At 59.6% G+C, this 26,198-nt stretch carries 30 protein-coding genes and 2 pseudogenes; 7 read left to right on the forward strand and 25 right to left on the reverse strand.

Annotation, left to right across the window (positions count from 1 at the left end; translation table 11 throughout):
- Nucleotides 1-107: 107 nt before the first annotated feature.
- Nucleotides 108-701 carry a hypothetical protein gene (locus AR540_RS20395; protein WP_153014280.1) on the reverse strand — a complete coding sequence of 198 codons (594 nt, stop codon included), beginning with the start codon at nucleotides 699-701 and terminating at the stop codon, nucleotides 108-110.
- A gap of 410 nt (nucleotides 702-1,111) precedes the next feature.
- On the opposite strand from AR540_RS20395, the gene AR540_RS20400 reads away from it, so the two are divergent.
- Complete coding sequence (locus tag AR540_RS20400; protein ID WP_059231488.1) at nucleotides 1,112-1,408, forward strand: hypothetical protein; 297 nt, start codon at nucleotides 1,112-1,114, stop codon at nucleotides 1,406-1,408.
- An 84-nt stretch (nucleotides 1,409-1,492) separates the two neighbouring features.
- Nucleotides 1,493-2,531 (forward strand): annotated as a pseudogene (locus AR540_RS20405) (IS30 family transposase).
- A gap of 83 nt (nucleotides 2,532-2,614) precedes the next feature.
- Here the strand turns inward: AR540_RS20405 and AR540_RS25525 are convergent.
- From AR540_RS25525 to AR540_RS25015, 14 genes are all read right to left on the reverse strand, one after another.
- Nucleotides 2,615-3,010: a hypothetical protein gene (locus tag AR540_RS25525; RefSeq protein WP_236712099.1), complete on the reverse strand. Its 396-nt coding sequence runs from the start codon at nucleotides 3,008-3,010 to the stop codon at nucleotides 2,615-2,617.
- 143 nt (nucleotides 3,011-3,153) lie between these two features.
- On the reverse strand, nucleotides 3,154-3,711 hold the full coding sequence (locus AR540_RS20415; RefSeq protein ID WP_059231493.1) for a DsbA family protein: 558 nt from the start codon (nucleotides 3,709-3,711) through the stop codon (nucleotides 3,154-3,156).
- Nucleotides 3,712-3,839: 128 nt separating this feature from the next.
- Complete coding sequence (locus AR540_RS20420) at nucleotides 3,840-4,151, reverse strand: hypothetical protein (protein WP_059231494.1); 312 nt, start codon at nucleotides 4,149-4,151, stop codon at nucleotides 3,840-3,842.
- Nucleotides 4,148-7,189, reverse strand: a complete 3,042-nt coding sequence (locus tag AR540_RS20425) for a conjugative transfer ATPase (protein WP_059231496.1) — start codon at nucleotides 7,187-7,189, stop codon at nucleotides 4,148-4,150. Before AR540_RS20425 ends, AR540_RS20420 begins: the two co-directional genes overlap by 4 nt.
- Nucleotides 7,189-7,635, reverse strand: a complete 447-nt coding sequence (locus tag AR540_RS20430; RefSeq protein WP_059231498.1) for a TIGR03751 family conjugal transfer lipoprotein — start codon at nucleotides 7,633-7,635, stop codon at nucleotides 7,189-7,191. The genes AR540_RS20425 and AR540_RS20430 overlap by 1 nt, the downstream gene beginning before the upstream one ends.
- The gene (locus AR540_RS20435; protein WP_059231500.1) at nucleotides 7,613-9,127 is read right to left on the reverse strand and encodes a TIGR03752 family integrating conjugative element protein; all 1,515 of its coding nucleotides are present in this window, start codon (nucleotides 9,125-9,127) and stop codon (nucleotides 7,613-7,615) included. The genes AR540_RS20430 and AR540_RS20435 overlap by 23 nt, the downstream gene beginning before the upstream one ends.
- Entirely contained in the window at nucleotides 9,111-10,028 is a 918-nt protein-coding gene (locus tag AR540_RS20440; protein WP_059231502.1) for a TIGR03749 family integrating conjugative element protein, read from the reverse strand. Before AR540_RS20440 ends, AR540_RS20435 begins: the two co-directional genes overlap by 17 nt.
- Nucleotides 10,025-10,681 carry a PFL_4703 family integrating conjugative element protein gene (locus tag AR540_RS20445; protein WP_059231504.1) on the reverse strand — a complete coding sequence of 219 codons (657 nt, stop codon included), beginning with the start codon at nucleotides 10,679-10,681 and terminating at the stop codon, nucleotides 10,025-10,027. The genes AR540_RS20440 and AR540_RS20445 overlap by 4 nt, the downstream gene beginning before the upstream one ends.
- On the reverse strand, nucleotides 10,678-11,058 hold the full coding sequence (locus tag AR540_RS20450) for a TIGR03750 family conjugal transfer protein (RefSeq protein WP_058778635.1): 381 nt from the start codon (nucleotides 11,056-11,058) through the stop codon (nucleotides 10,678-10,680). The genes AR540_RS20445 and AR540_RS20450 overlap by 4 nt, the downstream gene beginning before the upstream one ends.
- A 15-nt stretch (nucleotides 11,059-11,073) precedes the next feature.
- Nucleotides 11,074-11,442 carry a TIGR03745 family integrating conjugative element membrane protein gene (locus AR540_RS20455; protein WP_059231506.1) on the reverse strand — a complete coding sequence of 123 codons (369 nt, stop codon included), beginning with the start codon at nucleotides 11,440-11,442 and terminating at the stop codon, nucleotides 11,074-11,076.
- Nucleotides 11,443-11,460: 18 nt separating this feature from the next.
- Nucleotides 11,461-11,700, reverse strand: coding sequence for a TIGR03758 family integrating conjugative element protein (locus AR540_RS20460; RefSeq protein WP_059231509.1), 240 nt, complete (start codon nucleotides 11,698-11,700; stop codon nucleotides 11,461-11,463).
- Nucleotides 11,697-11,993 (reverse strand): integrative conjugative element protein, RAQPRD family, encoded by a 297-nt coding sequence (locus tag AR540_RS20465; RefSeq protein WP_236712105.1) that lies wholly within the window; start codon nucleotides 11,991-11,993, stop codon nucleotides 11,697-11,699. Before AR540_RS20465 ends, AR540_RS20460 begins: the two co-directional genes overlap by 4 nt.
- A 172-nt stretch (nucleotides 11,994-12,165) precedes the next feature.
- Nucleotides 12,166-12,486 carry a hypothetical protein gene (locus tag AR540_RS20470; protein ID WP_059231513.1) on the reverse strand — a complete coding sequence of 107 codons (321 nt, stop codon included), beginning with the start codon at nucleotides 12,484-12,486 and terminating at the stop codon, nucleotides 12,166-12,168.
- A gap of 135 nt (nucleotides 12,487-12,621) precedes the next feature.
- Nucleotides 12,622-13,491: a LysR family transcriptional regulator gene (locus AR540_RS25015; RefSeq protein ID WP_082707065.1), complete on the reverse strand. Its 870-nt coding sequence runs from the start codon at nucleotides 13,489-13,491 to the stop codon at nucleotides 12,622-12,624.
- A 151-nt stretch (nucleotides 13,492-13,642) separates the two neighbouring features.
- Between AR540_RS25015 and AR540_RS25020 the strand changes: the two genes are divergently transcribed.
- Together AR540_RS25020 and AR540_RS20475 are read left to right on the forward strand one after the other, a co-directional pair.
- Nucleotides 13,643-14,623 carry a hypothetical protein gene (locus AR540_RS25020; RefSeq protein WP_082707066.1) on the forward strand — a complete coding sequence of 327 codons (981 nt, stop codon included), beginning with the start codon at nucleotides 13,643-13,645 and terminating at the stop codon, nucleotides 14,621-14,623.
- 177 nt (nucleotides 14,624-14,800) lie between these two features.
- Nucleotides 14,801-15,568, forward strand: coding sequence for a sulfite exporter TauE/SafE family protein (locus AR540_RS20475; protein WP_059231515.1), 768 nt, complete (start codon nucleotides 14,801-14,803; stop codon nucleotides 15,566-15,568).
- A gap of 147 nt (nucleotides 15,569-15,715) precedes the next feature.
- Here AR540_RS20475 and AR540_RS20480 read toward each other — a convergent pair whose 3' ends face one another.
- From AR540_RS20480 to AR540_RS20520, 9 genes are all read right to left on the reverse strand, one after another.
- A complete protein-coding gene (locus AR540_RS20480; RefSeq protein ID WP_059231518.1) occupies nucleotides 15,716-17,176 on the reverse strand; it encodes a UvrD-helicase domain-containing protein in 1,461 nt (486 codons plus the stop codon).
- A 105-nt stretch (nucleotides 17,177-17,281) separates the two neighbouring features.
- Nucleotides 17,282-18,028, reverse strand: a complete 747-nt coding sequence (locus tag AR540_RS20485; protein ID WP_059231519.1) for a TIGR03747 family integrating conjugative element membrane protein — start codon at nucleotides 18,026-18,028, stop codon at nucleotides 17,282-17,284.
- Complete coding sequence (locus AR540_RS20490) at nucleotides 18,028-18,510, reverse strand: hypothetical protein (protein ID WP_059231521.1); 483 nt, start codon at nucleotides 18,508-18,510, stop codon at nucleotides 18,028-18,030. The genes AR540_RS20485 and AR540_RS20490 overlap by 1 nt, the downstream gene beginning before the upstream one ends.
- Nucleotides 18,507-20,672, reverse strand: coding sequence for a type IV conjugative transfer system coupling protein TraD (traD, locus tag AR540_RS20495; protein ID WP_059231523.1), 2,166 nt, complete (start codon nucleotides 20,670-20,672; stop codon nucleotides 18,507-18,509). The genes AR540_RS20490 and traD overlap by 4 nt, the downstream gene beginning before the upstream one ends.
- Before the next feature lie 2 nt (nucleotides 20,673-20,674).
- Nucleotides 20,675-20,932 (reverse strand): hypothetical protein, encoded by a 258-nt coding sequence (locus AR540_RS20500; protein WP_059231525.1) that lies wholly within the window; start codon nucleotides 20,930-20,932, stop codon nucleotides 20,675-20,677.
- Between the two features lie 9 nt (nucleotides 20,933-20,941).
- Nucleotides 20,942-21,436 carry an integrating conjugative element protein gene (locus AR540_RS20505; RefSeq protein ID WP_059231527.1) on the reverse strand — a complete coding sequence of 165 codons (495 nt, stop codon included), beginning with the start codon at nucleotides 21,434-21,436 and terminating at the stop codon, nucleotides 20,942-20,944.
- On the reverse strand, nucleotides 21,433-22,011 hold the full coding sequence (locus AR540_RS20510) for a transglycosylase SLT domain-containing protein (RefSeq protein WP_059231530.1): 579 nt from the start codon (nucleotides 22,009-22,011) through the stop codon (nucleotides 21,433-21,435). Before AR540_RS20510 ends, AR540_RS20505 begins: the two co-directional genes overlap by 4 nt.
- Nucleotides 21,996-22,748 carry a TIGR03759 family integrating conjugative element protein gene (locus tag AR540_RS20515; RefSeq protein ID WP_059231533.1) on the reverse strand — a complete coding sequence of 251 codons (753 nt, stop codon included), beginning with the start codon at nucleotides 22,746-22,748 and terminating at the stop codon, nucleotides 21,996-21,998. The genes AR540_RS20510 and AR540_RS20515 overlap by 16 nt, the downstream gene beginning before the upstream one ends.
- A 12-nt stretch (nucleotides 22,749-22,760) precedes the next feature.
- Nucleotides 22,761-23,465: a hypothetical protein gene (locus AR540_RS20520; protein WP_065242554.1), complete on the reverse strand. Its 705-nt coding sequence runs from the start codon at nucleotides 23,463-23,465 to the stop codon at nucleotides 22,761-22,763.
- A 210-nt stretch (nucleotides 23,466-23,675) separates the two neighbouring features.
- On the opposite strand from AR540_RS20520, the gene AR540_RS20525 reads away from it, so the two are divergent.
- The 3 genes from AR540_RS20525 (at nucleotide 23,676) to AR540_RS25030 (ending at nucleotide 25,876) form a co-directional block, all read left to right on the forward strand.
- Nucleotides 23,676-23,912 carry a hypothetical protein gene (locus AR540_RS20525; RefSeq protein ID WP_236712100.1) on the forward strand — a complete coding sequence of 79 codons (237 nt, stop codon included), beginning with the start codon at nucleotides 23,676-23,678 and terminating at the stop codon, nucleotides 23,910-23,912.
- 501 nt (nucleotides 23,913-24,413) lie between these two features.
- Nucleotides 24,414-24,773 carry a hypothetical protein gene (locus AR540_RS25025; RefSeq protein WP_153014283.1) on the forward strand — a complete coding sequence of 120 codons (360 nt, stop codon included), beginning with the start codon at nucleotides 24,414-24,416 and terminating at the stop codon, nucleotides 24,771-24,773.
- A 122-nt stretch (nucleotides 24,774-24,895) separates the two neighbouring features.
- A complete protein-coding gene (locus AR540_RS25030) occupies nucleotides 24,896-25,876 on the forward strand; it encodes a hypothetical protein (protein WP_236712101.1) in 981 nt (326 codons plus the stop codon).
- Nucleotides 25,877-26,065: 189 nt separating this feature from the next.
- On the opposite strand, the pseudogene AR540_RS25035 reads toward AR540_RS25030, so the two are convergent.
- Nucleotides 26,066-26,198: pseudogene (locus tag AR540_RS25035) on the reverse strand (IS5/IS1182 family transposase); the annotation flags it as partial.

Consider the following 26,198-nt stretch of genomic DNA (forward strand, 5'->3'; position numbering starts at 1 on the left):
ATGTTCTAACCCGGCAAGGCCTTTTGCCTGTGTTGGCTGGATTGCACCTTAGCTTTCAGAATGGGGGCTAGACAAGGGGCGGCGTCATGCAGGAATCGCTGAGTGGATTACCACGCAACGGGGGGTGTGAGATCAGCGGTCGCAGGTGATTCGTCAGTACGTGGGCCAGTGCAATGCTGGCGACGCTTCGGGATGTCCGGACCTCGCGGTGTTGCCGTAGCGCCGAAGGCCAGTTCAGCATCACGATCAAACCCAGCGTAGGCGCTATCGAACCATTCATACAGAGTCTGATCGCGGCAGTGCATTTCTAACTTCCGTTTCGCATACTGGATCTGATGGTAATAGAACGCCATGGAATGGATAGCTTTGTTCATGGAGGGAATCATTGAAATGTTGCGAAGCTCTAAGTGCGCAAGGTCCTTGTCGCGGTAAATCTTCATCTGCTCTCGAAATTTCTTGAACTCATCTAAGGAAACTTTCATCCAGGTGAGCATGCTTTCTCGAAACGCTTCTTCGTCATCCGGAAACACATTCTTCCAATGCAGCGCATCTTTTTGCTGGCCGAAAGCGTGGCACCAGTCCAGAACAGCTAGGTCCAGCGCATTACGGGAGATTTGGCTCCAAAAATTACTAAGAACCTTGCCTCTTCCGAGCTGCTCCCGCGTAGCTCCAGATAGCGCTAAGTTCTTCACGAAACTCATGCAGTTCATTTCAGCACAAGTGAGCAGCTTAGTCCGGTCCATTGAAATCCCGATTTGGAGCGCGTTGGGGGCTTAAGCGTAGCGCTCTGCCCAGGCCCGTTTCAACCTCGGAGGTTGCGGTTCTTTATGATGATCCCTGTAGCGTGTTGCTAGGTTCTGTACGAAAAGTCGCCGAGCGAAGGTTAGGCGAGGCGAAAAAGGCTGAGGAAGCGGAGTTTACGAGTGGTAAATGAGCATTCCGAATGCCTTTTTCAACGAAGCATCACCGAGCGCAGGCATTTTTCGTACAGACCCTAGGACTCAAACGCAATTTTATGATCGTTGTGGGTCGAAAGCGGCCACAGCCAAACACAGGCAGTCAACCAGAGGCAGACGTGGGCTTACTAACTTGAATGGCTGAGGAATATCATATGATCGAAGGTGTCGATCTACACGATGCGACGCTTAATGCTGTGCGTGTGAGTTGGGAAGACGGAAAGTGCATCATGAACATAGAGCATGGCACGCTGGGAAAATGCGTTCTCACGTTCTCTGCGGTTTCGTATCTGACTCTGCCACGGAAGCAAAGTTGGGGCCGTTCAGTGTCGATCAATTCGTTTTCTGTTTCGAGCAGCGGGCAGTATGAAATTGAGATGCAATCTGGCGATCTCATCAAGATTGAGGCTACATACGCGGTGCTCACAAAGGCTGGTCAATCTGCTTTCTAATGATCCGCAGCGTCTGCTTTGGGTTGTGGATTCAACCGGTGAACGCAACACACTAAATCCTGCGTAAGCAGGAGGGTGTTGCAGATGAAACAAAGACCTCGGATCTACTACACCGAAAGCCAGAAAGCGTTGATGTGGGATCGCTGGAAGGCGGGTGATTCGCTCCAGCAGATTGCGCAGCTGTTTGATCGAAACCATTCCTCGATCCAGCGGATTCTCGCGGAGACGGGAGGCATCCGCCCAACTGCGCGAAGACGCTCCCGATTGGCACTCACCCCGTCGGAGCTATCGAGCCAGCCAAGCCGAACAGGCAGCCTGGGAACGGGCCCGTCGTCCCAAGCACTGCAAGCTTGCCCAGTCCCCAAAGTTGGCGCAGCTTGTTGCGGAGAAGCTCCAGATCCAGTGGTCACCTGAGCAAATCGCTGGATGGTTGAAGCGCACATACTCGGACGCGGCCTATCAGGTGTCACACGAGACCATTTATCGCAGTCTCTACATCCAAGCCCGTGGCGCATTGAGGAAGGAATTACTGGAGCATTTGCGCCGCAGTCGAGCCATGCGCCGCTCGCGCCATCACACCCAGAAGACCGCTAATCACGGCCGTATCAGCGATACGCTTTCCATCAGCGAGCGGCCGGCCATGGTTGAGGATCGTGCGGTACCAGGACACTGGGAAGGTGACCTGTTGTGCGGCAGCAAAAACAGTCAGATTGCCACGCTGGTAGAACGCCACAGCCGCTACGTGATGCTGGTAAAGGTGGCAGGGAAAGACACCCAGACAGTGGTGGATGCGCTGATCGACAACGCTCTGAGACTGCCTCAGGAGCTCTACCGCTCCCTGACCTGGGATCGAGGGAAGGAGATGGCCGCTCATAAGCGATTCACTCTGGCGACGGACATCCAAGTCTACTTCTGCGATCCCCAGAATCCTTGGCAGCGTGGAACGAATGAAAACACCAACGGCCTTTTACGGCAGTACTTCCCGAAGGGAACTGATCTCTCGCTCTATTCGCAGGACGAACTGGATGAAGTGGCTCGGCAGTTAAACGAGCGCCCCAGAAAGACCCTGGGGTACTCGACTCCCGCCGAGTGTTTTAACCACGCTGTTGCGTCGACCGGTTGAATCCACAGTCGATTGCTGTCATTGGCTGATTCCGGTTTGGTATCTCTAGGATTTCGCAACGATTTCGGAAACCGACATCTGCTTCAGGAGAGGTGTCGCAGCGCTGCCAAGGCACTACCTACGGCGAGCTGATGCAGCTTCTTTTCCTCTTGGCGCCCCTGCCAGTAGCCCAGGCGTTCGGCATATCGCATCGCAAGGGCGGTATCTCCTCGACGAAGTGCAGCCAGTACCTGTTCATCCGCGATATCACGAAAGAGGGTGAAGAGCAGTCGCTCTGCTGACTCTACCGCCGCGCGTTCACTGTCGTAGGATTCCTGATGCTCGTAGGCACCTACCCGGAATAGCCACTGGTGGCGGGATCCATGGCCAATCTGTGCCAGTTTGATCGGGGGGAGGGCACCGCTGGCTTCGAACACGATCCTGGGCTTCGGAGCTATGCCAGTCGCTAAGGGAGGGGACGTATCAGCGAGGTTGATCATCGGAGGTGCCTTGCAAGGGTAAGCGGTGATGCGGGGTATCGCGGCGTTGCATCTCGGAATCGATCATCCGCAGAAGATGGGTGAGGCGGCTGTTGAGCCGCCGTAGCGTCCGATCGGACAGACTGGCAAGCCAAGGGAGAATGTCATTGGCGCTGCTGCGCATCCGCACCTCCCTGACTCGCCAGCCAGTCCATGGCCGATAGCATGCCGGCATCGTCCAGCAGCGATGGGAGCCGAATCGTACGACCAGACCGATTGTCCCGGAGCTCGAAGGTCGGGGTGGCATCGATCTGCTTCTGCACTGCGGTTGCGGTCTGCTCAGCGACTACCCGGCGCACGGTCGTGTTGTCCTGGATACACGCCTGCAAGTGCTGTAGCGATACCGCCGGTTGCAGGCCGAGTTGATCGATCGGTACTGCCAGGCCGGCGCCGTTACTGCGGCTGTGCTGGTAGACGGCTTCGACCGCCTGCCAGAACACTGGATCGCCGCCCAGCCATCCCGCACACGTGACCAGCCGTGCTTCCTGCTGGGCCGCTTCGCCGTGCATGGGCAGCGGCAGGTGATGCCACTGCCAGTTCAGCGCTTCGTGCAGATCAATCAGTTGCTTGACCTGCGGGTAGGCTTCCTTGCAGTAAGGGCATTCCAGATCGCCGTACTCGATCAGCGTGAAGCGGGCTTTGGCATTCCCGTAGATGAACATCGGTGGCTCAGGTGTAGCTCGTGGCTCTACTGCTGCGAACCATCCAAAGAGGTGCCATAGGCCATAGAGCAACACGGCCAGCAGTACGAGCACCGTAGCCGCTGGCTGCCGGGAGAGAGCTCCCCTCATCATGCCGAAGCCTCTTTGGCAGCAGGTTGGTCCGGCTGCCGGCCCAGCACATCGCGGTGCAGCACTTCCAGCAGCGCCTGCTGCGCGTCGTCTGGCTGTGGATGCTTGGCCAGCCAGTCCTTGAGCGCCGTGTCGAGCTGGGCCTCGATCTCACGGCGATCCACCGCGCGTGATTTCACTGCCTGCAGGTTGCTGATCAAGACCGGCGCGCAGATCTGCAGGGCGGTGAGCGTCTCAGGCAGGTGTGGCTGCCGGAGCAAGCCGCTCAGGCTGTCGATGAGGTCCTGGGTGAATTGGTCCATCGCTCTCATCGCCGGGCTCCTCGAGCCGGTGCGGGTGGCAGCTTGAAGGGGTAGGGCTCGATCCCCCGGAGCCTGTCCAGGCGGGCGGCGACGGCCAGCGCGGCGCCGAGTTCGTCGGTGCCGAGCTCTTCCATCAGTTGGGCGCGCTCCGCCTTCTCCTCCGTCTCGGTCATGGCCAAGGCCAGGTAGAGACTGGGCGGTACCGCGCGGAAGAGCGTCTCCATGGACTTGGAGAGCACCACGCCCTCGGTGAAGGCTCCGCTCTGCTTGCGTGCGGACAGCATCAGCTCCTTCTGCGCGGTGCTCAGCTTGCGGAATTTCGAGATTTTCTCGACTTCATCCGGCGGCATGTTCAGGCAGATCCACCACTCGATCATGTTGAGCATCGGCGCGCCAGAAATCGGGATGTCATCGATGTTCTGGGTCGCCAACCAGAACCAGGCGCCGAGCTTTCGCCACATCTTGGTGATCTTCATGGCGTAGGGCAGCAGCAGGGGGTGCTTGGTGATGATGTGGCCTTCGTCGGTCAGCTTGATCAGCGGCCGGCCCTTGTACTGGTCACGCTCCGCAATGTTGTTGATCGAGTTCAGCAGCGAGATGTAGGCGATGCCAAGCTGCGCCTGATAGCCCTCGCGGGCATAGGTGGCAAAGTCCACCACGGTCAGGTCGGCCTCTGGCCAGGGCGTGCCGGGGCGGTTGAACATCTCCCCGTCTGCGCCCATACAGAACATCTCCATCGCCTCGGCCATCTCCTGCAGGCGCTCACGACGCTTCTCCGGCAGCCCTTCGTCTCGCGCGGCCTCAATCAAGGCATCGCGCACGTCCTGGGTGAGGACCGTCTTCTCCGCCTTGGAACACGCCTTGGCGGCATTGATGATGGCGTGGCGGATAGCGGCGCGGTCGGCCCGCGTCATTCGCTTGTCTTCCTCTTCCTCACCGCCGGTGATCATCAGCCGGGCCACGATCTCCATCTCGCCGAGCACATCGCGTTGATCGTCCTCAAGGTTGGCTTGCAGGCTGCTGGCCTCATCGGAGGCGTCGAGGTCCTCGGCATCGAGCACGGCGACGTGAGCCGGATCCTCGGCCAGGCGAATGGCGTCGGCGAAGGGTGCCAGGCTCACCCCCGCACCGGGTACCAGACGGACCTTATGGACGGTCAGGCCGAGTCGCTGGGCAAAGTCCGCCAGCAGCCCGAAACTGTTGCCGGCTTCGGCCACGAATAGACGGGGCCGGTAGATGGCCAACCATTGAATCAAGAGGTTGTTGAGGGTCGCCGACTTGCCTGAGCCGGTGGGGCCCACCACCAGTCCGTGCGCATTCATCTGGCGATCCAGCTTGCTGAGGGGATCGAAGGTCAGCGGACTGCCACCGCGGTTGAATTGAGTGATCCCCGGGTGCCCCGTTCCGGTTGAGCGGCCCCAGATGGGCGTCAGGTTGGCGACATGCTGAACCAGCATGAGCTGGGTGTACCACTGCAGCGCCCGTGGTTGGTTGGGATCGAAGTTGCCGGGCAGCCAGCGCAGATAGCTGTTGAGGGCGGCTACCTCATCCTCCGGCCGCACCGGCTCGATACCGGCGCTGGTCAGGGTGTTGGTGAGGTCGTTGCAGCGCTGCTCCAGCTCCTGCTCGTCTTTGCCACGGACATAGAAGGCCACGCTACCCTGGTAGAGCTTGTGCTTGCGGCCGATCAACTGACGGGCGTGCTTGATAGCCTCGCGGGTGAGGGCAGATGCCTGGTTATCGCCGACGGCCTTCTTGTGCAGGTTGTTGAGGTGGGCTTCGAGCGTGTCTTGGGGCGTGGCCACCAGCGTGATGGCCAGCACCGTGTCCTCGGGTATCTCATCGAACAGGGCATGCAGGGCATCGCCAAAGGTGCGCTCGCCGGTCATGTGGCCGGTCCTCGGGGCAGTGCGCAGCCGATCAAGCATCACGACACGATGGGGTTGGCCATCGAAAAACCACAGGCCCTTCTGCGCATCCGAGCGAGGCTCGCGGTACATCAGGCACTGGGAGAAATCGGTCCCGCTGGCCAAGAAGGGAACGGTGCCTTCGGCCAGCAACTCGTCCTGGTCGAAGGCGCTGTTGACCACCTCGAAGAACCGCTGCTGATCCTTGGCCGAGGTGCCCAGGTGATCCGGGCACGGATTGAACCACTGCAGGAGCCAGTGGCGAATGGCGCGCTCGTCCATGCGATGAGCCGTCACGCCGGCGTTGCGCAGCGCGCCGGTCAGCCGGCTGCAGATGTTCGCAAGGTAGGCGGCGGGCGCCTGCCCCCTGACCAGACCGTCGCCGATGCTGCGGCGGAAAACGACCATCCGCACGCGCCGATGCTGGCCACGCCAGGGCAACTGGGACACGGCCGTGTCCGTGAACAGCCCGCCGGGCTTGGCGATAGCGTGCAGGTGGTGCTTCATCAGGTTCATGTACAGCTGGGTGAACTCGGACCCACGGGCACGTGGCTGAATGTAGTTGGCCAGCCCGGTGAGATAGCCATCGAACTGGATCTCATCGAAGGCATAGAACTGGATGACCCAGGGGCTCTGCTCCAGCTCATCGAAGGCATCCTGCAGGGCGTTTTCCAGGGCATCGCGCGCCTGGCGAAGCCAGTCGGGCTCGCGGCCTTCGGTGCCGATTGGCACCAGGTCGAAGAAGGCGGCCATCGACTTGCCGTCTTCCAGCAGCATGGCCTGATGCTCGGGCAGGTATTCCACCCAGGGCAGCAGGTTGGTGAAGCTCGGATTGACGTCGTAGAGCCTGGCCACGTCTGCCATGGTTGCCGGCTTCTCCTTGCCGGTCATCCAGGCGCCAGGCTCGGGAATGCCGTGTGCCTTTAGGCGATCCAGGTAGCGCTGGTAGGCGGCTTCCTCGTCGACCTCGAGGGCACGGGTAGCTCGGATGGATTCTGGATGGATGACTGGCTCAGCCTTGCTTGATAGATCCGCTTCATCAACCGGTTCAATAAGCCCAGCCTGGCTCGGCACAGGATCCGGCTCAGTCGTCGAGGTGTCGGTGACCTTCTTGCCACGCAACCGTTCGAAAATGCCCATTAGTAGTTATCCACCCGCTCACCCGGCATGGCGTACTGCACACGCTGGTAGAGCGGGAACACGGTGGTATAGCCGGGGATGGGCGCGGGATCCGAACCCGCCAGGTGCGGGAAGACGTACATGACCAGGTCCGGATTGGGTAGGCGCCTGAACTGGCTGTAGATCTCGTTCTGCGCGGTGCGCGAATAGCCGGCGTTCTCCGCCAGCGGTCTGGCCTGAGTGGGATCCAGGGGGCGACGTAGATCGGCGCGGGCATCCATGAGCTGACGGCCCTGGCTGCTACCGGCCGAGCCGGTGGTACCGGCATTCCAGATGTCCATCATGGTCTGGTCGCCATGGGGGAGCATCTTTTCCTTGTCGACCGCGCAGCCGGTGGCCAGCACGGCCACGACCAGTACGGCCGCCATCTGTAGTCGCGTGTGATTAGTCGAGGGCAGCCGAGGCATGGCGAGCTCCTGTGCGATAGTCGACCTTGCGGCCCTTGAGTTCGTAGTCGATGGCTAGCTCCTGGTCGAGGTGGATGGCCACCTTCGCCCCGGGCTGCACGTACACGGCGGCGAAGGCCTGGCCGTAGAGCTTGTTCACCCAGGTGGAGATGTCGCTGACGCCCTGGTTCAGGATCTTGCCCATGGCCTCGTTGCCGGACATGCCAGACGTGCCGAGGGTGCCGTTCGGGGTCTGGACGTAGCTTGAGCTGGTGCCGTCGCTCTTGATCAGCGAGGCCGCGCCGGCGCCGGCAGCGGTGATGAGCGCCTGGGAACCGATGTATTGGGAGGCGTTGCTGCGGCGTTCGCCAGCGATGCAGGGGATGCCGTAGGGATCGCTGATCCAGCCCATGCCACCCTGAACCGCCGCGGGCTGGCCATTGGTGGAGGTGTTCTGGTTGTTCTGGCCGTTGTTCTGCTGACCAGCGTTTTCCTGCGGCGCCGGCAGGGTACGCACGGTGCCGTCGGTGAAGACGAAGGTCATGCTACGGATCTGGCCACGCACGCACGACAGCGTCCAGTCGCCTGAGGCCGTCCCGCTTACCACGGCGCCGGCGACGTCGGGCAGGTCGATACCGTTGGCGGTCAAGTTGTCGGGGCCAATCAGCACCTTGAAGGGGTAGGGGTCGTTGACCGTGCCGTCGACCGGTACGCGGCCCACCAGGGCGGTCATGGACACCGAACCCATCAGCGTCGAGTTCTGCGGGAGGGTGTAGACCTTGCGGACCTTCTTGCGCGCCTGCTCATCGCCTCCCATGCCATCAGCCACGCGCTGCGCACCGCCGGACGCCGCGTCCAGGGTCTTCTGGCCAGCGGTGCCGAAGGCGGTCGGGAAGGCGAAGCCGCTGGCGGCCTGGCCGCTGCCGGCAGCAAGGGGCTTGCCATTGGCGTCGACTGCAGTGCCATCCTGCGGCTCGATCCAGACGAGATCCGAGCCACCCTTCTTGAACTGGTTGCCTTCCCCTGGGTTGATGCCGAGCCCGATAGGCATATCGCCGCCAGAGCCTGCAGCGCCGCCCAACTGACTGCCCATCTGCGACAGGGTGTTGAGCTGCTTCTGCAAATTATCAACGAGTCCTTGGGTCTGCTTCTGCTGATTCTCCAGCCCCTGGTTGATGCCCGCCTGGACGCGGTTGTCGACCGTGCTGTTGATGTTGCTCAGCTGAGCCTTGAGGCCTTCGTTCTCCCGCTTGGCCTCTTCGTTGTCTTTCAGGACCTTGCTCATCTGATCTTTCAGTTGTCGACTCTCGGCGACAATGGTGCGCAGGGTGTCGTTCGCCGTATCACCTTCAATGCCGAGCGCCTTGGCCTGTTCGGGTGTGAGCTGGGCGGATTGCGGCTGCTCCGGCTCCGTCGGCTTGCCGCGGCCGAGCATTTTCACCCCGACGAAAACCACCAGGACGAGGAGGGGTAGCAGGGCGTATTTGAGGAGCGGGTTACTTTTGAGCTGCATGGCGCGCCTCCGAGCTCACCCGAGGATCTGCCGCGCTCAGGCTGGGCAGCAGCGACTGGTCAAGGCCGTGATCCTTGGTGACCAAGTAGAGCACCGTGGTGTCACTGGCATCACCGCGGGCACCGAGGTAGGGGTGCTGAAAGGTCGCCGTGGCGAAGTCGCCCATCAGCTCGCGTGGATCCAGGGCCAGGCGCTGACCGGTCTGGTTGCGTAGCTTCACGGCCGTCACCCAGTGGTCATCCAACCGCCAGGCGCCCAATTGGCTGGCCTCTACCGGCAGGGCAGGTAGCAGCGTCGACAGGTCCAGGCGCTTGTCGACCTTGACCTGGGCGACGCCGTCGACCGGCTCCACCGTACGGAGCGGGGCATAGAGCATCTGGGCGGCATACCGCGTAAGCACAACGGGAATCGGCGTTTCGCGTTTGGGCGGGACCGGCTCATCGTCATCTTCATCAGCCTGGCTGCTGGCCTTGGCTGTGGCCTTTGGGGCATTGCTTGCGCTGGCCGAAGCTGCCTGACCATATCGGGTCGGGGTCGTATCGCCGGGCACGATCTTGATCGCCTCCAGCGGCGCGTGACCTTCCTGTGCAGGGGTCGCAGCGATGTCGGCCAGCATGATCTCGCCGGTGGCCGCATTCTGCAGCTGCAGGCGGCTGGGTTCGATAGCGTCCTTGGCTAGCAGGTAGATGGCGCCGCCGGTGCTTTGCACCCGGATCTTATCGGCGATCGCGGGGGGCACACCGACGCGGACGTTGGCGTCGACGAAAAGAATCCGCTCCTGGCCCACCACCAAGGGGATGGCCATGGGGACGCGCTCCCATTTGCGGATCTCGATGGCCTGGGCGAGGCTGCTCAGCAGCAGGCCGCCCAGCACCAAGGCGAGGGAATGACTGGACCTCATGGTGTACCTCGGGCTTTAACTTCGACGCCGGCCTCGATCCGCTGCGGCTGACCGCTGTAGCAGTCCCACTTCATGCCCCAAGGGTTTTTCTCAGGATCGACGTCGGCTCTGACAACATGCAGCGGGTAGCGCGTGAGCGCCGTCTTGACCTTCTCGCCGCCCAGGTACTCGTTCGCCACGACGTCGAGCATCACGGTCCACTCGCTATTACCCAGCACCTGGACGCGCCGGGTGGGATCATCGCCGTAGCCTGAACCGGGGATCTCCGCTACGTTGCGTACGCGTTTGCGCAGCTCACCGCTGTTACGTTTGAGCGCTTCGTCCCCCTCCAGATAGGCCTTGCAAGAAGGGGTGATGAAAGGGGTCAAGCGAGCGATGTTGTCGCTGTAGTTCTTTTCGCCATCGGAGGGCCAGCTGTTCATCTGCTGGAAGATGTAGAAGGCGTAGGCATAGACCGACTCGGGAGGGATCTCCCACCAGGGTCGTGTGCTCCCGGAGCGTAGGTCCGGCGGCACATGCACGGTCAGATCCTTAGGCGCGCTGTACCAGCCGTAGCCGTTCCAGATCGCGATGCCGCTGACCAGGCCCAGGGCAAGACGCAGGGTCGTGATATGAGCGCGCTGCGAGTCGGACAGTTTCCAGGCGCGACTCATAGTCCCACCATCCGCTTACAGGTCCAGCTGCCGCTACGGATCACCAGGCGACGCCCGGCAATCCCCCAATGGGCCAGACGGCATTCCACCTGCCGCCACAGCCACGTTTCCGGACGTCCGCGTTTCCAGCGGCGCAACAAGCGCCCGGCAAGCACAAGCCCCAAGGAACCGCAGGCCAGTGCGGCAAAAATTGGCATGGCCGGGGTGGTGAAAAATGCTAAAGGGATGCCAACCACAAAGCCGAACGAGGCGCAGACGATGATGGTGGCGAACATCTCGTCGGTGGTCAGGCCGCCCACGACGACGGGTTGGGTATTGAGGCGATTCGGCAAGAAGCGAAGCGTGCCGTCCTCGTGCAGGTCCTGGGTGATGTCCATCTGCGCCGTCCTGCCTTACATGATGCCGCTGGCTTTGGTGACGATGAAGATCACCAGGCCGATGAGGATCACGCCGACGACAACCGTCGCGCCGAGGTCTTTCCAGGTTTTCTTGCCCGTGTGGATCTCGTGATAGACACCGACACCGTGGGTAGCCACAACGATCAGGACGAAGGCACACAGGACCAAAGCGATCAGCATGAAGCCGTCGTAGCCGTAGTTCTTGAGCGTTTCGAGCCAGGTGGAACCCTCGCCGCGCGAGGGGGCTTGCGCGCTGGGCAAGGCGGCTTGGCTGACGCCCGGCAGCAAGGCCAGGCCGGCTACCACAGAAGTGAAGCATTTGGCGCGAGCGCCGAGGGTGAACAGATGTTTGAGGGACAGCATGGATTTCTCCTCGAGGGGTTAATGCAGAATCAGCCAGGACAGGACGAAGTAGAGGATCAGCCCTTTGATGAGGGCGCCCTTGGCAGTGGCGGGTTTGAGGTTCTGATTGGCCCAGCCCTTGTAGAGGCTGATGGCAAGCCAGGCGAACCAGAGGGTGGTGACGGCCATGGCCGCGGAGAGCCAGAACAGGTTGCTGGCGGAGGGCGTAATACCGCTCGCCGCCTGAAATGCAGAGGTCTGCGCAGCAGTCATGCTCATGGCTGCGTGCCTTCGCGCTGGTACTGACCGGAGAGCTCGGCCGCATCGCGCGGTTGGGCGCGGCTCGGTGCCAGGTAGTCCTGCAGGCCTTGACGGATTCGCGCGATGTCGGCGGCCAGACGGTTGTAGTCAAGGCGATAGCGGGTACTGCCGTCGCTGGGCAACTCGGCGCTGCGCCGGGCGACGGCCTCGACAGCGTTGAGCTGGCGGATCATGACGTCGACGTTGGCCTGCTCGGAGGCCGTACCGGCGGCCTGGGCTTGGCTCGTCAGGATCCCGAGCGCGAAGACCAGGCTGCCGACAAGCCCGAAACGGTGGGTTGGCTTGCGAGGGTAGGAATACAGTTTCACAGCGGGCCCTGGGCTAGCGGGTGGATGCCGCACAGGATGCCGAGGGCCGAAAGCCGGGTCAGCGGGAAACCATTACTGCACCCAAATAGGTTGCAAACCCGCTTGATTACTGACTTTACGCAGGGGTGATGAGGCGCTTGAAAAACAGTAGAAAGCCGGTGGCCACCGCGTAGCCTACGCCCCATCCCTGGTTGCCCTGGGCGGTCTGCTGACCGATCTGGGCGCGGCCTTCCAGCACTGGCTGAACACTGACCAATTCCCAGCCGTCAGCGCCCAGGGCCTGCAGGCGGGCCTGCCGCTCCGGATCCGCCAGGAAAGCAGCGACGTCAGGGGTGCCGGTCTGCTGTTCGTGCTTGAACATGAGCCAGCCGCGCTCTTGGACGCGATAGGTGAGGGGGGAGAATTCAGTATGGTATTCGAAGCGGGCAGGGGGCATGGACGGCTCCAGTTCGATGGGGCGGCCATCGTCCTGTGGTCCACAGTAGCCTCACCAGGCGGAACCTTATCCAAGTCTCATGAGGTTACGACGGAAGCCTCGAACGATCCGCTTCGCTATGCAGTCATCAGAAAGTCATGCGCCGGAAAATTCACTGTCCAATAATTCCGAAAAGGCACGTAGTGCGTGATGTGGCGGCGCGTTTTTATGGCGTATGAAGTAATTCTGGATTGGGTTTAGCTGTTCGAAAGTATACCCGTTTATGGCCCCAATTCGCTTGAACTGCTCAAAAATTCCTTCCGGAACTAATGATGCACCAGCGCCAGCGCTTACACATCCAAGAATTGTTCCGTAGCTCGCAATGTTAGTGATGCTGGCTGAAACGAGATTGCTCTTAAGCCATCGCTCAAGCGAGTGTCGATAGGGACAGCCTTGCGGCCACATATAGATACGCTTGCCCTCAAGGTCACTTGGCTTTGATATCTCTCCCAATGTAGGGGACGCGATAAGCATGATAGGCTCGTTATATATCTTCTTGTGATGGATATCAGGATGCTCTGGGTCTGTAGCAACGATAGCGCCGTCTAATCTATATTCGGCAACATCGCTAGCAAGCTGTTGCCAAGTACCTGTACTAAATTGCATGTCAACAGATGGGTAGCGACGGTGATAGGTGGAAAGTATGGCAGGGAGTCGACCGGTCGCCGCCGATTCAATCGCACCAATTCTCAAAATGCCGGCTGGTTCCGAGGAGGGATCGAGTGCTCTTCGTGCTTCTTGGCAGGTCGCTAGTATCTTGCAAGTATAGTTCAGGAAAAGCTGGCCCGCTGGCGTTATAACAAGTCCACGTCCTTTGCGTACAAAAAGAGAAACGCCTAGGTCGTTTTCTAATAGTTTTATTCGATTAGTGATGTTAGAGGGGACGCAATGTAGTAGCTGAGAAGCTTTGACGATACTGCCTCGTTCCGCCACAGCCTTGAACATCCTCAATTGAGATAAGTCCATATGTGCATTGCTCATTTATAGTGAACGATCGCATCACTATAAATCAGTTGATATTTGCCTAGCAAGTGCTTTAGCTTTTGATGAGTTTGGTTTTACAGCGAAAGTATGTCTTCAATCCCATCTGGACAACTTGATAGGTAAGGGCAAGGCGATGAATTCGATTTCTTTTGAGGGTGCTGCAGAGGTGGTCGAGGGTTTCTCATCGATGCATCAGCTTGGGGACTCTTTCCTAGATTCCTTACCAAAGCATATCGCTATTCTAAAAATTCCAGGTAGATGGATCACTGGTGACTTTCGTAGAGCGTCAGTGCCAGCACACGTAGAAGACATTCCCGAAATTCAACAAGCAATGCGCGAAGTCCTTTACCACGAAATCACAAAAAATGCGCAAGCTTGCGCTGAGGCAGCATTCTCGGAGTTTCTGAAAAAGACGGTAATAGATCGAGGTGTTTTGAGTTTCTTCAATGGCTGGAATGAGACCCATAAAACAACAAGCTTGGTCTCGGGTAAGATCATAATGCGTCTTGCTGCAGACGCCCTGTGCATCACTGGAGAAAAGCAGTCGAGCTATCACAATATACTTGCGCATATGCATGAAGTAACCAAGGACGATTTCGGCCTAGGTCAAAAAGGGCATGATGGAATGTATGGTTACATGGCAAGGGCTTTACACTCCTCGGCTTGGGTGGAGGAACAGTACAAGGTCAAAGAGTGCGACGATTTTTCTACTTTCCTCTATAATAAGGGCGTTGCTGAGCATAAAGCCGCTATGGACTCTCCCGAACACAAACAGTCAATACTTGATGCTATGATGGTGTCAATTGCTTCAGAATTGTGGAATGGGCGTGAATATAACTATCTCGCACAGTTCATTGAAGGTAAATTGCTCTCCTTCAATGATTCTCTTCGCAATGATCCTAAGGGCTTTCGAAATGCCAAGGGGTATGTTTTCGGACATTCGGGAGAAGTAGAGAACAGGCATGGTTTACATGCGCTTGCCGCGGCACAAGCCTATAGTCGTACCGTCGGTGTTTCGTTTGATATTCAAAGGCTAAAAAGTATAATGCTCGACTACAACAGGCGGGTCGGCTCTGCATTCAAGGCGCTGCATAAGGTTCTTGTTGATAACTAGACTTATATCGTTATAGTGCAGCGTTTCATTTTGTAATAAAGAGGCGATTTTACGGTCTTTTAGATTGGATAAATAATGGCGTTTTATTCCGGTCAGTGTGTAAGAGCATTGGCCTTTTTTTTAGCATCAGTCCTTTGAGCGGATCAGTAAGTTGGCCGTTCACTATAGGCGTGACTTATGGCGTTCGAGTATTCGTTTGTGGTATTGGGTTTTTTTGCATTCTGTGGTGGTTTGATTGATGCTGCAGTAGGTGGCGGTGGGTTAATACAAATCCCAGCACTTATACATGCTTTGCCGAACGCGAATCTGGCAGCAGTTTTTGGAACTAATAAACTTGCAGTTTTGCTAGGGAATACGTTCTCCATATCTAGTTACTTACGACGTGTGAAAGTCGTTTGGCTAATAGTGCTTCCCACGATGCTTTCAGCCTTCGTGTTTTCGTTTCTGGGTGCGTTTTCCGTTTCCTTGGTGCCAAAAGGTATTATGGAGCATGTTGTGCTTGTCATGCTCATCACGATGGCAATCTATACGTTCATGAAAAAGGATCTCGGGAAACATCATTCGGTCATAAAGTATGGGTGTAGGGAAATCCTCATAGGTATCTTAGCTGGTGCATTAATTGGCTTTTACGACGGAATATTTGGTCCGGGCAGCGGAAGTCTGCTTCTTTTTTTATTTGTGAAATTTTTTGGTTTTGATTTTTTAAACGCATCAGCCTCCGCAAAGGTGGTTAATTTAGGGACTTTCAGTGCGGCACTGTTCTTCTTCATTCCCACTGGAAATGTATTGTGGAGCGTTGGGTTGTTGGTGGGAGTTTGTAATGTTGCTGGCGCTGTCACGGGGGTGTTTCTAGCATTGCGCTACGGGAGTGGGTTTGTCAGGGTGTTTTTTTTGATGTTATTAGTTTTTTTGATTGGAAGAATGGCAATATCCATTTTTGGATGACATTTAAAATTAAGAGCTATGGTCTCCATTATCAATCGTATTAAGATACTCGGTTTATGCATAAAGCGAGCTGATCCAAAGAGTCGGTAGTGAGCTGGCTGATCGCACAGGTCGTAGCGCCTTGGAGTAGGTGGCAAAATGAGGCGATCAGGTTGATCGCCTGCTCCCATGCAGTTCCGTGTATCGCTGCATGATGTCAACCACCAGCGAGTTCACCGCCAGGACCTGCATGGCCCGGGTCACCGAGACGTACAGCAGATTCAGCTCATCGTTGCGGCTGGCCCGGTCGACTTCCGGCGCGAGCGGATCCGCGCTGAAGTCTTCGTAGAGCCCGACATAGTCCCATTCCAACCCCTTGGCCTTGTGCGCGGTCGTCAAGGTGACCGTGGCATCCAGCTCGCTGGCCACCGCGCAGCGGCGCAGTTGCTCGATGCGCTTGGGCAGATCGAAGTAGGCCTCGATGATTCGTACCGAGCGCTGCATCTCCGGATCCTGGGTGGCTTGGGCAATTTCCTGGTACTGCTCGTAGTCGCGGTAGTCCCGCAAGAGCTTCTTCTGCTGCACCAGGTCATTGCGACCTCGGCTGAACTGGAACAGGTCTTCCAGCTCACGCAGCGAGTAGCTGTCGATCCCGCCAATCCAGAACATGCGATGGCCACCCTGTTTCTCCAGGCGTAGAGCGTTCTCGATCACGCCGCTGACAGTGCGATGCAGCCAAGTCCGATGGGCGAGGTCTTCGGGAAGCGAGCGCTTCACCAGGGTCCGTTGGCCAAGGCCCTGTAGCTTCACCGTCTCGCCCTTGAACGACAGGATGACGTTGGCTACGTGGGCCACGGCCGGGCCGAAGCGGAACGACTGGGTCAGGTAGTGCTTCTCGGCATCGGCCATCCAGGGCGCGCTCAGGGCGTCTTCGGCACCGCGGAAGCGGTAGAGCTGCTGGTGGCGATCGCCCACCATGACCTGGATGGTGCGCTGCCGCTGCACCAGATCGGCGATCACTGGATTCACGTCTTGCCCCTCATCGAGCAGGAGGGCACCGAAGCGGTTGGAAAGGTCCGGGCGGCTCATCTGGTAGAGCTTGAGATAGCCGTCGTGGGTGATCTGCACGCCGGCGTCCTGCAGGTCGATCATGCGCTTCCAGACGCTGATGGCCATCCCCACTACCTGGGTGATGCGTCGCTCCTGCAGCGGCGTCAGGCCGCGGCCGTCATAGCGGGCGAAGTGGCGACCATCCAGTGCCATGTCGGCACTGGCCATGAAGGTGTTGAGCGTATTGACCACGTCCCGGGCCAGCTCCCAGTCCTGGGTGTCCAGCACCCGGGCGACCTCGGTGATACGCAGGTTGCCGGCCTGCTTGTGCTGGTACTGGGTACCGTAGACCGCGTACGCGAGGCCATGCGCGGTCTTGCAGGTGACGTTGCGCGGGAAGCGATTCTTCGCGGCCATCTCCACCGACTTGTTGTAGCAGAGGTAGAGCATCTTCGTGTCCGCATGGGCGCTGGCGTAGCCCACCAGGGTGGTAGTCTTGCCGGTGCCGGCAAAGGCCTGAATCAGTAGCTTGCGGGCGTTCGACGCGATGGCGGGGGCTTGCTCGGGGGTCCACTGCATGGGTAACTCCAGATCGGCTGGGACAGGGGTTCAATACCACCCCTGCATCTAGGCATCATTGAGCGTTCTCCGTGACAAGGTGGTGGTCGCGGAGTACGCCGGTGGCTACAGGTATTTCTTGAAGGATGCGGTCGTAAGGTTCACCGACAGGGCCAGCAGCGCTGCACACGGCAGCAGCACCAGGAGCGGGCTTACGCTGATCGGCAAGGCGAGGTAGAGCGACCAGGGCAACAGGGCCAGCGGCAGTAGGGTGCTGCGGGCCTTGTGGTAGAAGTAGCTGGACTCACGGCCGGCGCCGAACTTGCGGATGTCGCGCCGCACCAGGCCGTCAATGAAACCCACCAGGGCGGCCATGGCGAAGAGTGGTACCGCCAGGGTCAGGATCACCAGGCGCACGCAGAACACCAGGATGGTGAAGAGGGCAGACAGCCCGTAGGTCTGCACCGTGGTGATGCTTTGTGCGGCCAGGTAGCGCAGATCCAGCTCGCCGCGCGGGCCGGCAGCGGCCAGCTGCTGTATGCCGATCAACCAGTGGATCAGACCCGTCTTCACGAATAGCCAGTCGTAGAGCAGCCCTACCAACCAGGTCGCGGTGCGTCCAGGCTCCTGGACCACCACGCTGGACAGGAAACCCTGAGACAACCAGGCCAGCTCGTGATCGAGCATGCCCTTGGCATGGTGCCAACCCGCCTCTGGCCATAGGAAATACAGGCAGAGCCAATCCACCAGAATGGCGCCGCCCAGGGACAGGAACATCACGCCGATGAAGTGGAAGGGGAAGCTGAGCACTGAGCCAATGAAGGTCTGCTCCTTGACCTGTTGCTGCTGGGCACGTTGGGCGACGTCAGCCATTATCGGCGTCCTCTTGAAGCGGCGCTGGCGCGCCGGGCGATCGAGAAAAGCGCCTGGCGCTCGGCGGCGAGATTCGCCTGGTGCTGGAAGGCCTCCCACTCGGTGCCGCCGGCGCGGCCCGCTGGTGGCCAGAGGTTGCCGCGTGGGCGCACGACCTCGGTCACTTGGCGGCCGGTGGCCACCAGCAGGCCCCAGCCAGACGGTAGGTCCGCTACCTGTAGCAGCCCCTCGGGACAGAGGTAGAAGCGGTAGAGGCCCAGGCCGCCAGCGGCGCGTTCGGGCTTGTGGCGATCAGCGAGGAAATCCGCGCGGCTGATCTTCACCTCGATCAGCGTCGAGCAGTTGCTACGAAAGCCCAGCACATCGGGCTGTTCGCGGGAGCCGAAGCAGCGCAGCTCTGTAGCGACGAGGGGAAAGCCCTGCCGGCGCAACCAGGCGGCGCCCAGGGCGACGAGGCGGGCATGATCGAGGTCGCTGGTCATGCCGCGTCTCCTTCGTCAGCGGCGCTTTGGGCCATCTGCCGGAAGTCGTCCTGCAGGTCTAGGGGCAGGTCGTCTGCGACCCGGCGCTGGCCTGGAGCCTCCCACCACTCACTGCCGGTGGCCTGACCCACCTGGTAGGCCTTGCGCATCTTCTCCGCCAGCTCCTGCAGGTCCTTGGGCATCGCTTCATCCGGATCCACCGCCGGTAGCGGCATCCGTACCTTCCACAGGTTGCCGCCCTCGATCAGCGCATAGCACTGGCCCTTGGGCAGGCCCACCACATGGGCAGGCTCCAGCATGGGCACGCTGGTGGCACTGAGCTGGTCATGGGTATTGGAGGTGAAGGCGGTCTTCCCGTTGACGGCGTCACTGGCGCTGCTCGCCGGCGTAGCGGTGAAGACCTGCACCTTGGGCAGCTGGTTGGTGAGCAGCTCGGCTGTGGCCGTCTCCCGCACCCGCAGCATGAAGAGGTTGTTGAAGTTGCCGATGATCTGTCCGGCCTTGGCGCGGTTGCCGATCTTGGCCTCGATGTCGGACAGGGTCTGGGTGTAGGCCGTCACCTGCAGGCCGGCGCCGCCACCCTTGTTGATCATGGGGATGAACTCATCGCCGATCAGTTCGTTGAACTCGTCGGCGTGCAGGTTGATGGCCACCTTGCTGCTGGCTTCCCCGGGCAAGCCATCATCGATGCCGTACTTGTAGATGTGGCCGGCCACCGAGACCAGGTCGGAGAACATGGAGTTGCCCACCGCCGCAGCGACCTCGGTGTCGGAGAGGGCGTCCAGGCCGACGTAGACCACGGCGCGTTTGCGCACCACCTGCATCCAGTCGAAGATCGGCCGCGGGTCGTTGACGTCGTGGTAGTCCGGGGCGATCAGCTCGGCCATGCGGCCGGTGGTGAGTTTCTCCAGCAGCGGCAGCAGCGAGGCGACGATCTTGTCGAAGTAGGTCTTGTCGTAACGGACAGCCGACCTCAAGCCATCCATGACCGGATCCAGCACGCGCGTCTGGTTCAGATACTGGTCGATAGCGATGACCCGCAGCGGTCGGCCTTTCATGTTGAAGGGGACGTTCTTATCGTTGAGCTTGCTCTCGATGAAGATGATCTTTTCCCAGGCCTTGGGGTCGTGCTCATCGAAGTATTTCTGGGCGTATTCCAGGAACAGCCCTTCGATGTTGATGACGTGCTGCTGGATCTGCAGGTAGTCCGGCCGCCGGCCGAGGGCGACCAGGGCCCGGGCGATGATGTTGACGAAGCGCCAGGCGAATTCCTTGAACGCCGCCGAGTTGCCCTCGCTGGAGAGCTGACCGGCGACGCGCGTGGCCACCTCGGAGATGCGGCCGAAGCGGCCGACCGCGTTGTAGCGCGCGGACTGGTCCGGCCAGCCCAGGTGGAAGACGTAGAACTCGTTGGCCCGGCCGGCGCGCTCGCACTCGACGTACATGCGCTTGAGCAGGTCGGCGTCGCCCTTGGGATCAAAGACGATCACCACCTCATGCTGGCCGCGCCGCTTGCGGCGGATGTCCTGGGTGATGAAGAGCTCGGCCAGGCGCGTCTTGCCGACCCGAGTGGTGCCCAGGACGATGGAATGACCCACCCGTTCGCCCAGCGGCAGGGTGACGTCATGCTCTTCGGGCTCAATGCCGTGTAGCCGCGGCAGACCGCCCACCGGGGGCAGCGGCCGGAATGGGTTCGCGGCGTTGTCCCAGGCGGTGGCCTTGGCCAGCAGGGTGAGCGGGAAGGGGGCGAACTCCAAGCGCGCCTCGAGGCGCCGCGCCTTGTTGGTCCACTCCGACGGCTCGACGTAGGGGGCGTACTGCGGCAGGTAGGTATCGACCAGGCGCTGGGTGTGCTTCTGCTCCCAGCGAAAGCCCTTGCCGATGAACAGGCGCTCATTGCTGACCGGGATTTCCTTGCTGGTCATGCTGTAGCGTGACAGGCGCCGGATGTTGCGTCGGTAGCGGAGTACGCGCAGCGCCTGGCGGAAGCGGTAGATCCCGAAACCGAGGAAGACGACGGCCGTCACCAGGCCGAACAACGGCGTCAGGGCCACGGCCCAGGGGGCGAAAACGCACAGGAACGCCAGGGCCAGGCACACCTGGACCGTGTAGAGCTCCACGGCGGGCCGCAGTAGGGTGTCTAGGGCATGGTTGCGGGCCATGGTCAGCGCCCCAGCTCGTCAGCGCCTGGTAGCGGCAGGCCAGCGGCATGCTCCTCGCGGATGGCTTCGGCCTCGCCGGGCGGCAGCGCTGCTTCGAAGCGCTCACTGAGCGTCATCTCATCATCGATTGAACGCCCGGTGACCTCGCCACCATGGAGATCGACCAGGACCTCGACGTCGCCTGCCAAGGCAGCACGTGCTGCTTGACCTTGGGGCAGGCGAATCACCAGGGTCAGGTACGAAGGTTGGGGACTAGGCATCGGATACTCCTATTGCTCAAGGGCAGTGGGGGTAATGAGGACCGGGTAGTGAGCGAGCCCCAGGCGACTGGCCAAGTCATCGCCGACGACCGGGCTGATGGCCAGGCCGCTGGCCCAGCTGCGGATCACGGTGAGGCGCTCGGCGCTGGTGACGTTGACGGCCAGGCCGGCGGCGCCGAGGCGTTGCAGGGTCTCGCCGCGGCTGGCCAGCCACCGGCGAGACAGTTCGTCGTCGCCCACCAGGAAAAAGGGCTGCAGGCCGGGTGCGTTGAGCGCCCGACCTTGAACCGGACCGGGGGTCAGGCGCTGCGAGCGCACCGGAAAGCCCAGGGCCAGGGATGGCTGTGGCAAAGGCGCCTGGCGCTGCGTCTGCACAGGCTCAGGATTGAGGCCTTGGTAGTAGGGCAGGGCGGAGACGCCGCCACGGTCTTCGACCACGGTGAGGCTGGCGGCCTGGGCGGCCAGTGGCAGGGTCAGGGCGAGGAGTGAGAGGATCTGCTTCATGGATTCGTGGCCAGGAGGTTCAGGCCGGTGACCCGGCTCAGGTGTTTGGCGAAGAGCTTGCGGTACTTGGCGGCAGGGGCGCCGCCGGCGGGACGGTGGTAGCGGCCGGCGACGGTGATCCATTCGCCGCCCTGGCCGCGCAGCTCGGCCAGCATTCGCGCCGCGACCGCCAGGTTCTTGTAGGGATCGAGCGCCTCACAGGGTGAGACGCCACGGCCGAAGCGGTGACCGTTCCAGCCCATGTTGATCTGCGCGATGCCGACGTCGACGCGCTTGGCGCCAGCGGTGCTGAGCGCGACCAGGAGCGCGGTGCAGGCATCGGCGCGGGTGGCAAAGCGATAACCGGCGCCGGCGACGTTGAGCGTCCATGGCCAGGGGACCAGCTGTGTCCCCCTCCCGCGTAGGCGGGTGCCGCTCTCCTGCAGGGCGACCGAGTACAGGACCTCCGAGGGAATGCCAGCTTGGTAGGCGGCCAACTGATAGGCCGGCGGCGGGGTCTCGGCGGCCTGCGCGCCTATCGCGAGCACCTGTAGGAGCAGGCCGGCGCCGAGCGCCCGGATCATTGCCGGAGCCATTGCCCATTCACCTCGCGGACGACCGCGGGCAGCTCACCGCCCAAGCCAAGCTGGACCCAGCGGCCGGCGTCATGGTTGAGGGTGATCTGCCGGGAGCGGACCTTGGCCGGATCGATGGCGGCGAGCACGGCCCAGCGGCGGATCCGAGCGTCGTCGTTCTGGCTGCCGATCAAATAGAGGTCGAAGGCCTGGCCAGCGCTCTGCAGGGCCTTGGCCCGCTCGGCACAGGCGGCGCAGTTGTCGGTGACGAATACCGCGAGTCGCCCATTGCCACGTACTGCCGGGCTGGCCTGGGGTGCTGACTGGCTGCCGACCTGCACCGGCTGCAGGTTCGGATACAGGCGATTCCAAGCATCGCGGTAGGCCTGCTCGTAGGCCAACTCCTTTTGCACCCGCTGCGCCTCGGCGCGAACCTGCAGCTCGGCGTAGCGGCGCCGCTCGGCATCGGACTGGGCTTCGATGCCCAGGGCAGTGAGCGGATCCAGTCCGGGCGAGTAAACGCCGCGGCTGCCCTGCATCAGGGTCCGGTAGCGTTGAAACTCCTGACTGCTCAGGCCCCATTCCTGGGCAACGGCATTATCGTTGCGCTGAACCGCGCTCTGGCGCTCAGTGGTACCCGTTTCGCCCGAAAAGACCTGGGGGGTGACCTGGTCAGCGGTGAGTGCCGGCGCGGGCGGAGAGAGCAGAGCGAGGGCGAGCGCAAGGCTCGCCGGAATGACGGGGAACTGGGAGCGCATGGGTTGCCTCTGCTACTTGACGGAAAGGGTGCGGGTGGCGCCGTCGACGCTGAACTGCGCCTGGCGGTCATCGAGGTTGGCCAGCCGCCAGCGGGTGCCGCCGACGTTGTCGCCCGGCCGCACCAGGTAGAGTTCGCTGAGCTGGGTGCTGCCGGGCGGAGCGACCGAGAGGAAGCGCTCACCGCCGCGGTACTCGATGCCGACGACGGTGAAGGGGGGCGGTGTCTCGATGGGTTTGGGGGACGCAGGCTTGCGCGTCGCCACTGACGTAGGCCGCTGTTTGGGAACGATCAGTGGCGGTGGTGCCTTGGCAGGCTCCGCCGCTTTCTTGCGCAGATCCCCGAGGTCGTTCTGCAGACCTTCGAGCCTGGCCTCGAGCACGACCAGATCGCCTGCCTGAGCCATCCCCTGCAGAGCGGTCTGATTGGCGCGTTGGATCTCCACCAACATGGCCTGTGCAGTATCGATCCGTTGGGACAGCGCCTGCTGACTTGCCCGAAAGTCGGCGTCTTGGACGGGCTTGCCGTTGGCGAAGCGATCAAGGCGGTCCTCCATGCCGTCCAGACGCTTTGTGATGGCCTGAACCATGTCTTGGCCAGCTGCAGCGTCGAGGTCTCGGTCGACGTGCTTGAGCTGCAGGAAGAGGTAGAGGCATGCGCTGGACAGGGTCAGGAAGCCAAGGGCGTAGAGTGATTGGGACAGGGAAGGGCGCTTCATAAGAGACCTCGCTCGGGACGATGAGCAAGGTCGCAAAAGGCAAGCGTGGGGTCAGCGGGAAACCTTATCTAGGTCTCAGGAGGTTAGGTTTCGGGATTGATTGGGGCCGGATGTCGACCTTCGGACGGTTGGTCGGAGCAGGCAGGTTATGATGCCCGCTTTCGTATGGGGGCTATCCCAATGCTGGTGATTCGGTTGGAAACAGGCAGCGTGATCAACCTGGAGCGCCAGGTGAGTACCGCGAATGGGTATGGCATCTGGGAATACCATCGGAGTCAGAGTTCGACGATGTATAGGCCCGACTTCACGGTCTATCGTCACGTGGCCATGAAGCCGGCCGATCCACAGGCTGGGCAGCAGGTGACCGTGGCGATCTGCCTTCCCGGTACTCCTGAAAATGAGTGGAAGCCATTCCGAAACGGAGTCGCCACCTATGACGGCGTGTGATTTTGTTGCTGTCCTGAAATAAATTGAACCTGCATGGTAAACGGGGTGAAAAGATACGAATGGTTAAGGCGCGCCTCACCGACGGGAGCAGCAGGGCGACTTATTCTCATTTCTGGCTCCAAGTTCGTAAAAGTATCTACGAGCATAGAGCATATAAATATGTACTTTATTTATGAGGCGCCAAGCTAGTAAACATCCTCAAGATTGCTCGTGCACTTGATTGTCGCACGGCTGAGTTGATGGGTAAGAATGAGAGCCAGTTTGCAGAGAATGCTTCGCTTAGTTCTTTTGAATAATTTTATAGTATTAAGTTATTTGCGTGTCGATATTTTTCTGAAGAGCTTGCGCGACGCCGGCTTCTTTCGCTTGCGCAATAGTACATTTGTAGTATTGCAGGTTTTTCTTTAAGGGTGAGAAATTAGGCTTGGTAGTGTCAGTAGTTTAGTTTCGTGGTAAGACTATTGATTGAATCTAATGGCTTTTATAGCGGAGCTGTGCGTCATGTCGAGTAATCAAGTTTTGAAATTTGTGTTTTCCGGACTTGTTGTCTTGCTGATGGCTGGGTGTGGCAGCATCGCATCGTCTATGGCAACTGACAACGATTTGCAGAAAAAAGCAGGTGTGGCTTTGAACACTTCGCCCGACCGATTGAAGATCCTCGATCGCAGCACCTCTATTGACTCTGTTAAATTCAGAGTGCAGAGTAGTAAAGGAATTTATAACTGCTATTACACTTCGGCTTATGGTGCTATAAATTCGGACACTCTGTGCTCAGGCCCTGTTGACGGTGCAGAAGCTCAGGATCCCAAGACGACTTCCACCTCATGCAATGCCTTGACCAAGGCTGCGGGTCGTTGCTAAAAATGGCCAATACATCTCGTGGATTGATTCTGGTAGCTTTCACAGGATCCTGTTTCAGCTTGTTGTCAGGATGTGTACCAATACAGTCCATTGAGCGAGCCAGTACAGGCCAAGGATCGAGCTTGGATAAAGAAACCGCCAAACGCCACCAAGTTGAAGATGATCTTTTCGCCAACGCCAAGTCAGCAGGAAAGGTAATTTTGGTTGTACCCACCGCCAGCCTAGACAGTTTAAACGTAGACTTTAAAAACAATGACTCAACGATGGAGTTTTTAAAGTTGCGCTCGGCAGTCACTGATTGGACAAATACACGTGACCCATCTTCCGTGTTCAAGGTAGGCTACGACACCCAAACTACTGACATAGGTACTGAGCAAGGCTCATATTTTCAAGTGGTTTTTGGCCGTACCTTGTACAAAATCTATTTGATAAATCCAGGGCAATATTCGATTTCGGGCCTGACTTATGATTTGCCACGGACACCGGCTTTTGCAACTCCCGGCGACCGTGGCAGTAGACCTTCGGCCTTGGGTTACGCTACTTTCGAACCTAAGAGCTTCAGAGAGTATGACCGTGGTCAGAAATGGGAAGATGCTACCTATAGGACGGAAACGGTCGAACAAAAAGTTTGCACACAAGTTCGCGTTGTAAACGGCGAGTGCACTTACGTCGACACACAGTCTTACGATGTAAAACGACAAACGAGCGCTGCTGGCTGGCGAGAGAGTATTACGCAGCGGGATGTCGAGGGCCGGACCGTCACTGTTCATTTATCTAAAGAATTTGCCACTTTCGATGCAACTGCAGGTGAGGTAGTCTTGATTGACGGTTTCTTCGCCGACCCGCCCAGTATTAATTACGACACTGAGAGCTGCAAACAAACGCAGCAGCACCAAATGCGTTGTGAATTAGAGCAGGTCAAAATGGTTAAGATACTTGGGGAGGTAGATCAAGTCCTGCACGCTCAAGATCCTGCAGACTACGGATATCCGAAAATGGCAAAAATACTTAAACAGCTGGCATATCGCCCCCTCAAGGTGCAGGCACGAAAAGTTTCCGGTCAATCAGCTTGGGGGCCCACATACTCCTTGGGCATCAACTAATAAGCCTGATTGGAAGTCATCCGATAAGTAATCCGATGGTTTCCGGTCCGTGGCATCTCGGAGGCGTTGGGCATCGTGCTCTCAGTAAGGGGGGGCGATCAGGGTAAGAAGGTCTGAGCTATCTTTCTTCACGCTGGCCACCGCCTTGCTTACGGGATACCACTCGAAAGCGTCTACCGGGGGCGCCTCCTAGGCTCTGTACGAAAAATACTGGCGCAGACAGCGCAGCGTGCAAGCGAGCGTGACCATCGCCGCGAAACTTTTTGCCAGCTTGTCGTAGCGAGTGCCGATCCTGCGACTCTCCTTCAGCCAGCCGAACATC

Origin of the sequence: Pseudomonas sp. EpS/L25 (assembly GCF_001512295.1) — a bacterium.
In the GTDB taxonomy this organism is placed as follows: Bacteria; Pseudomonadota; Gammaproteobacteria; order Pseudomonadales; family Pseudomonadaceae; genus Chryseomonas.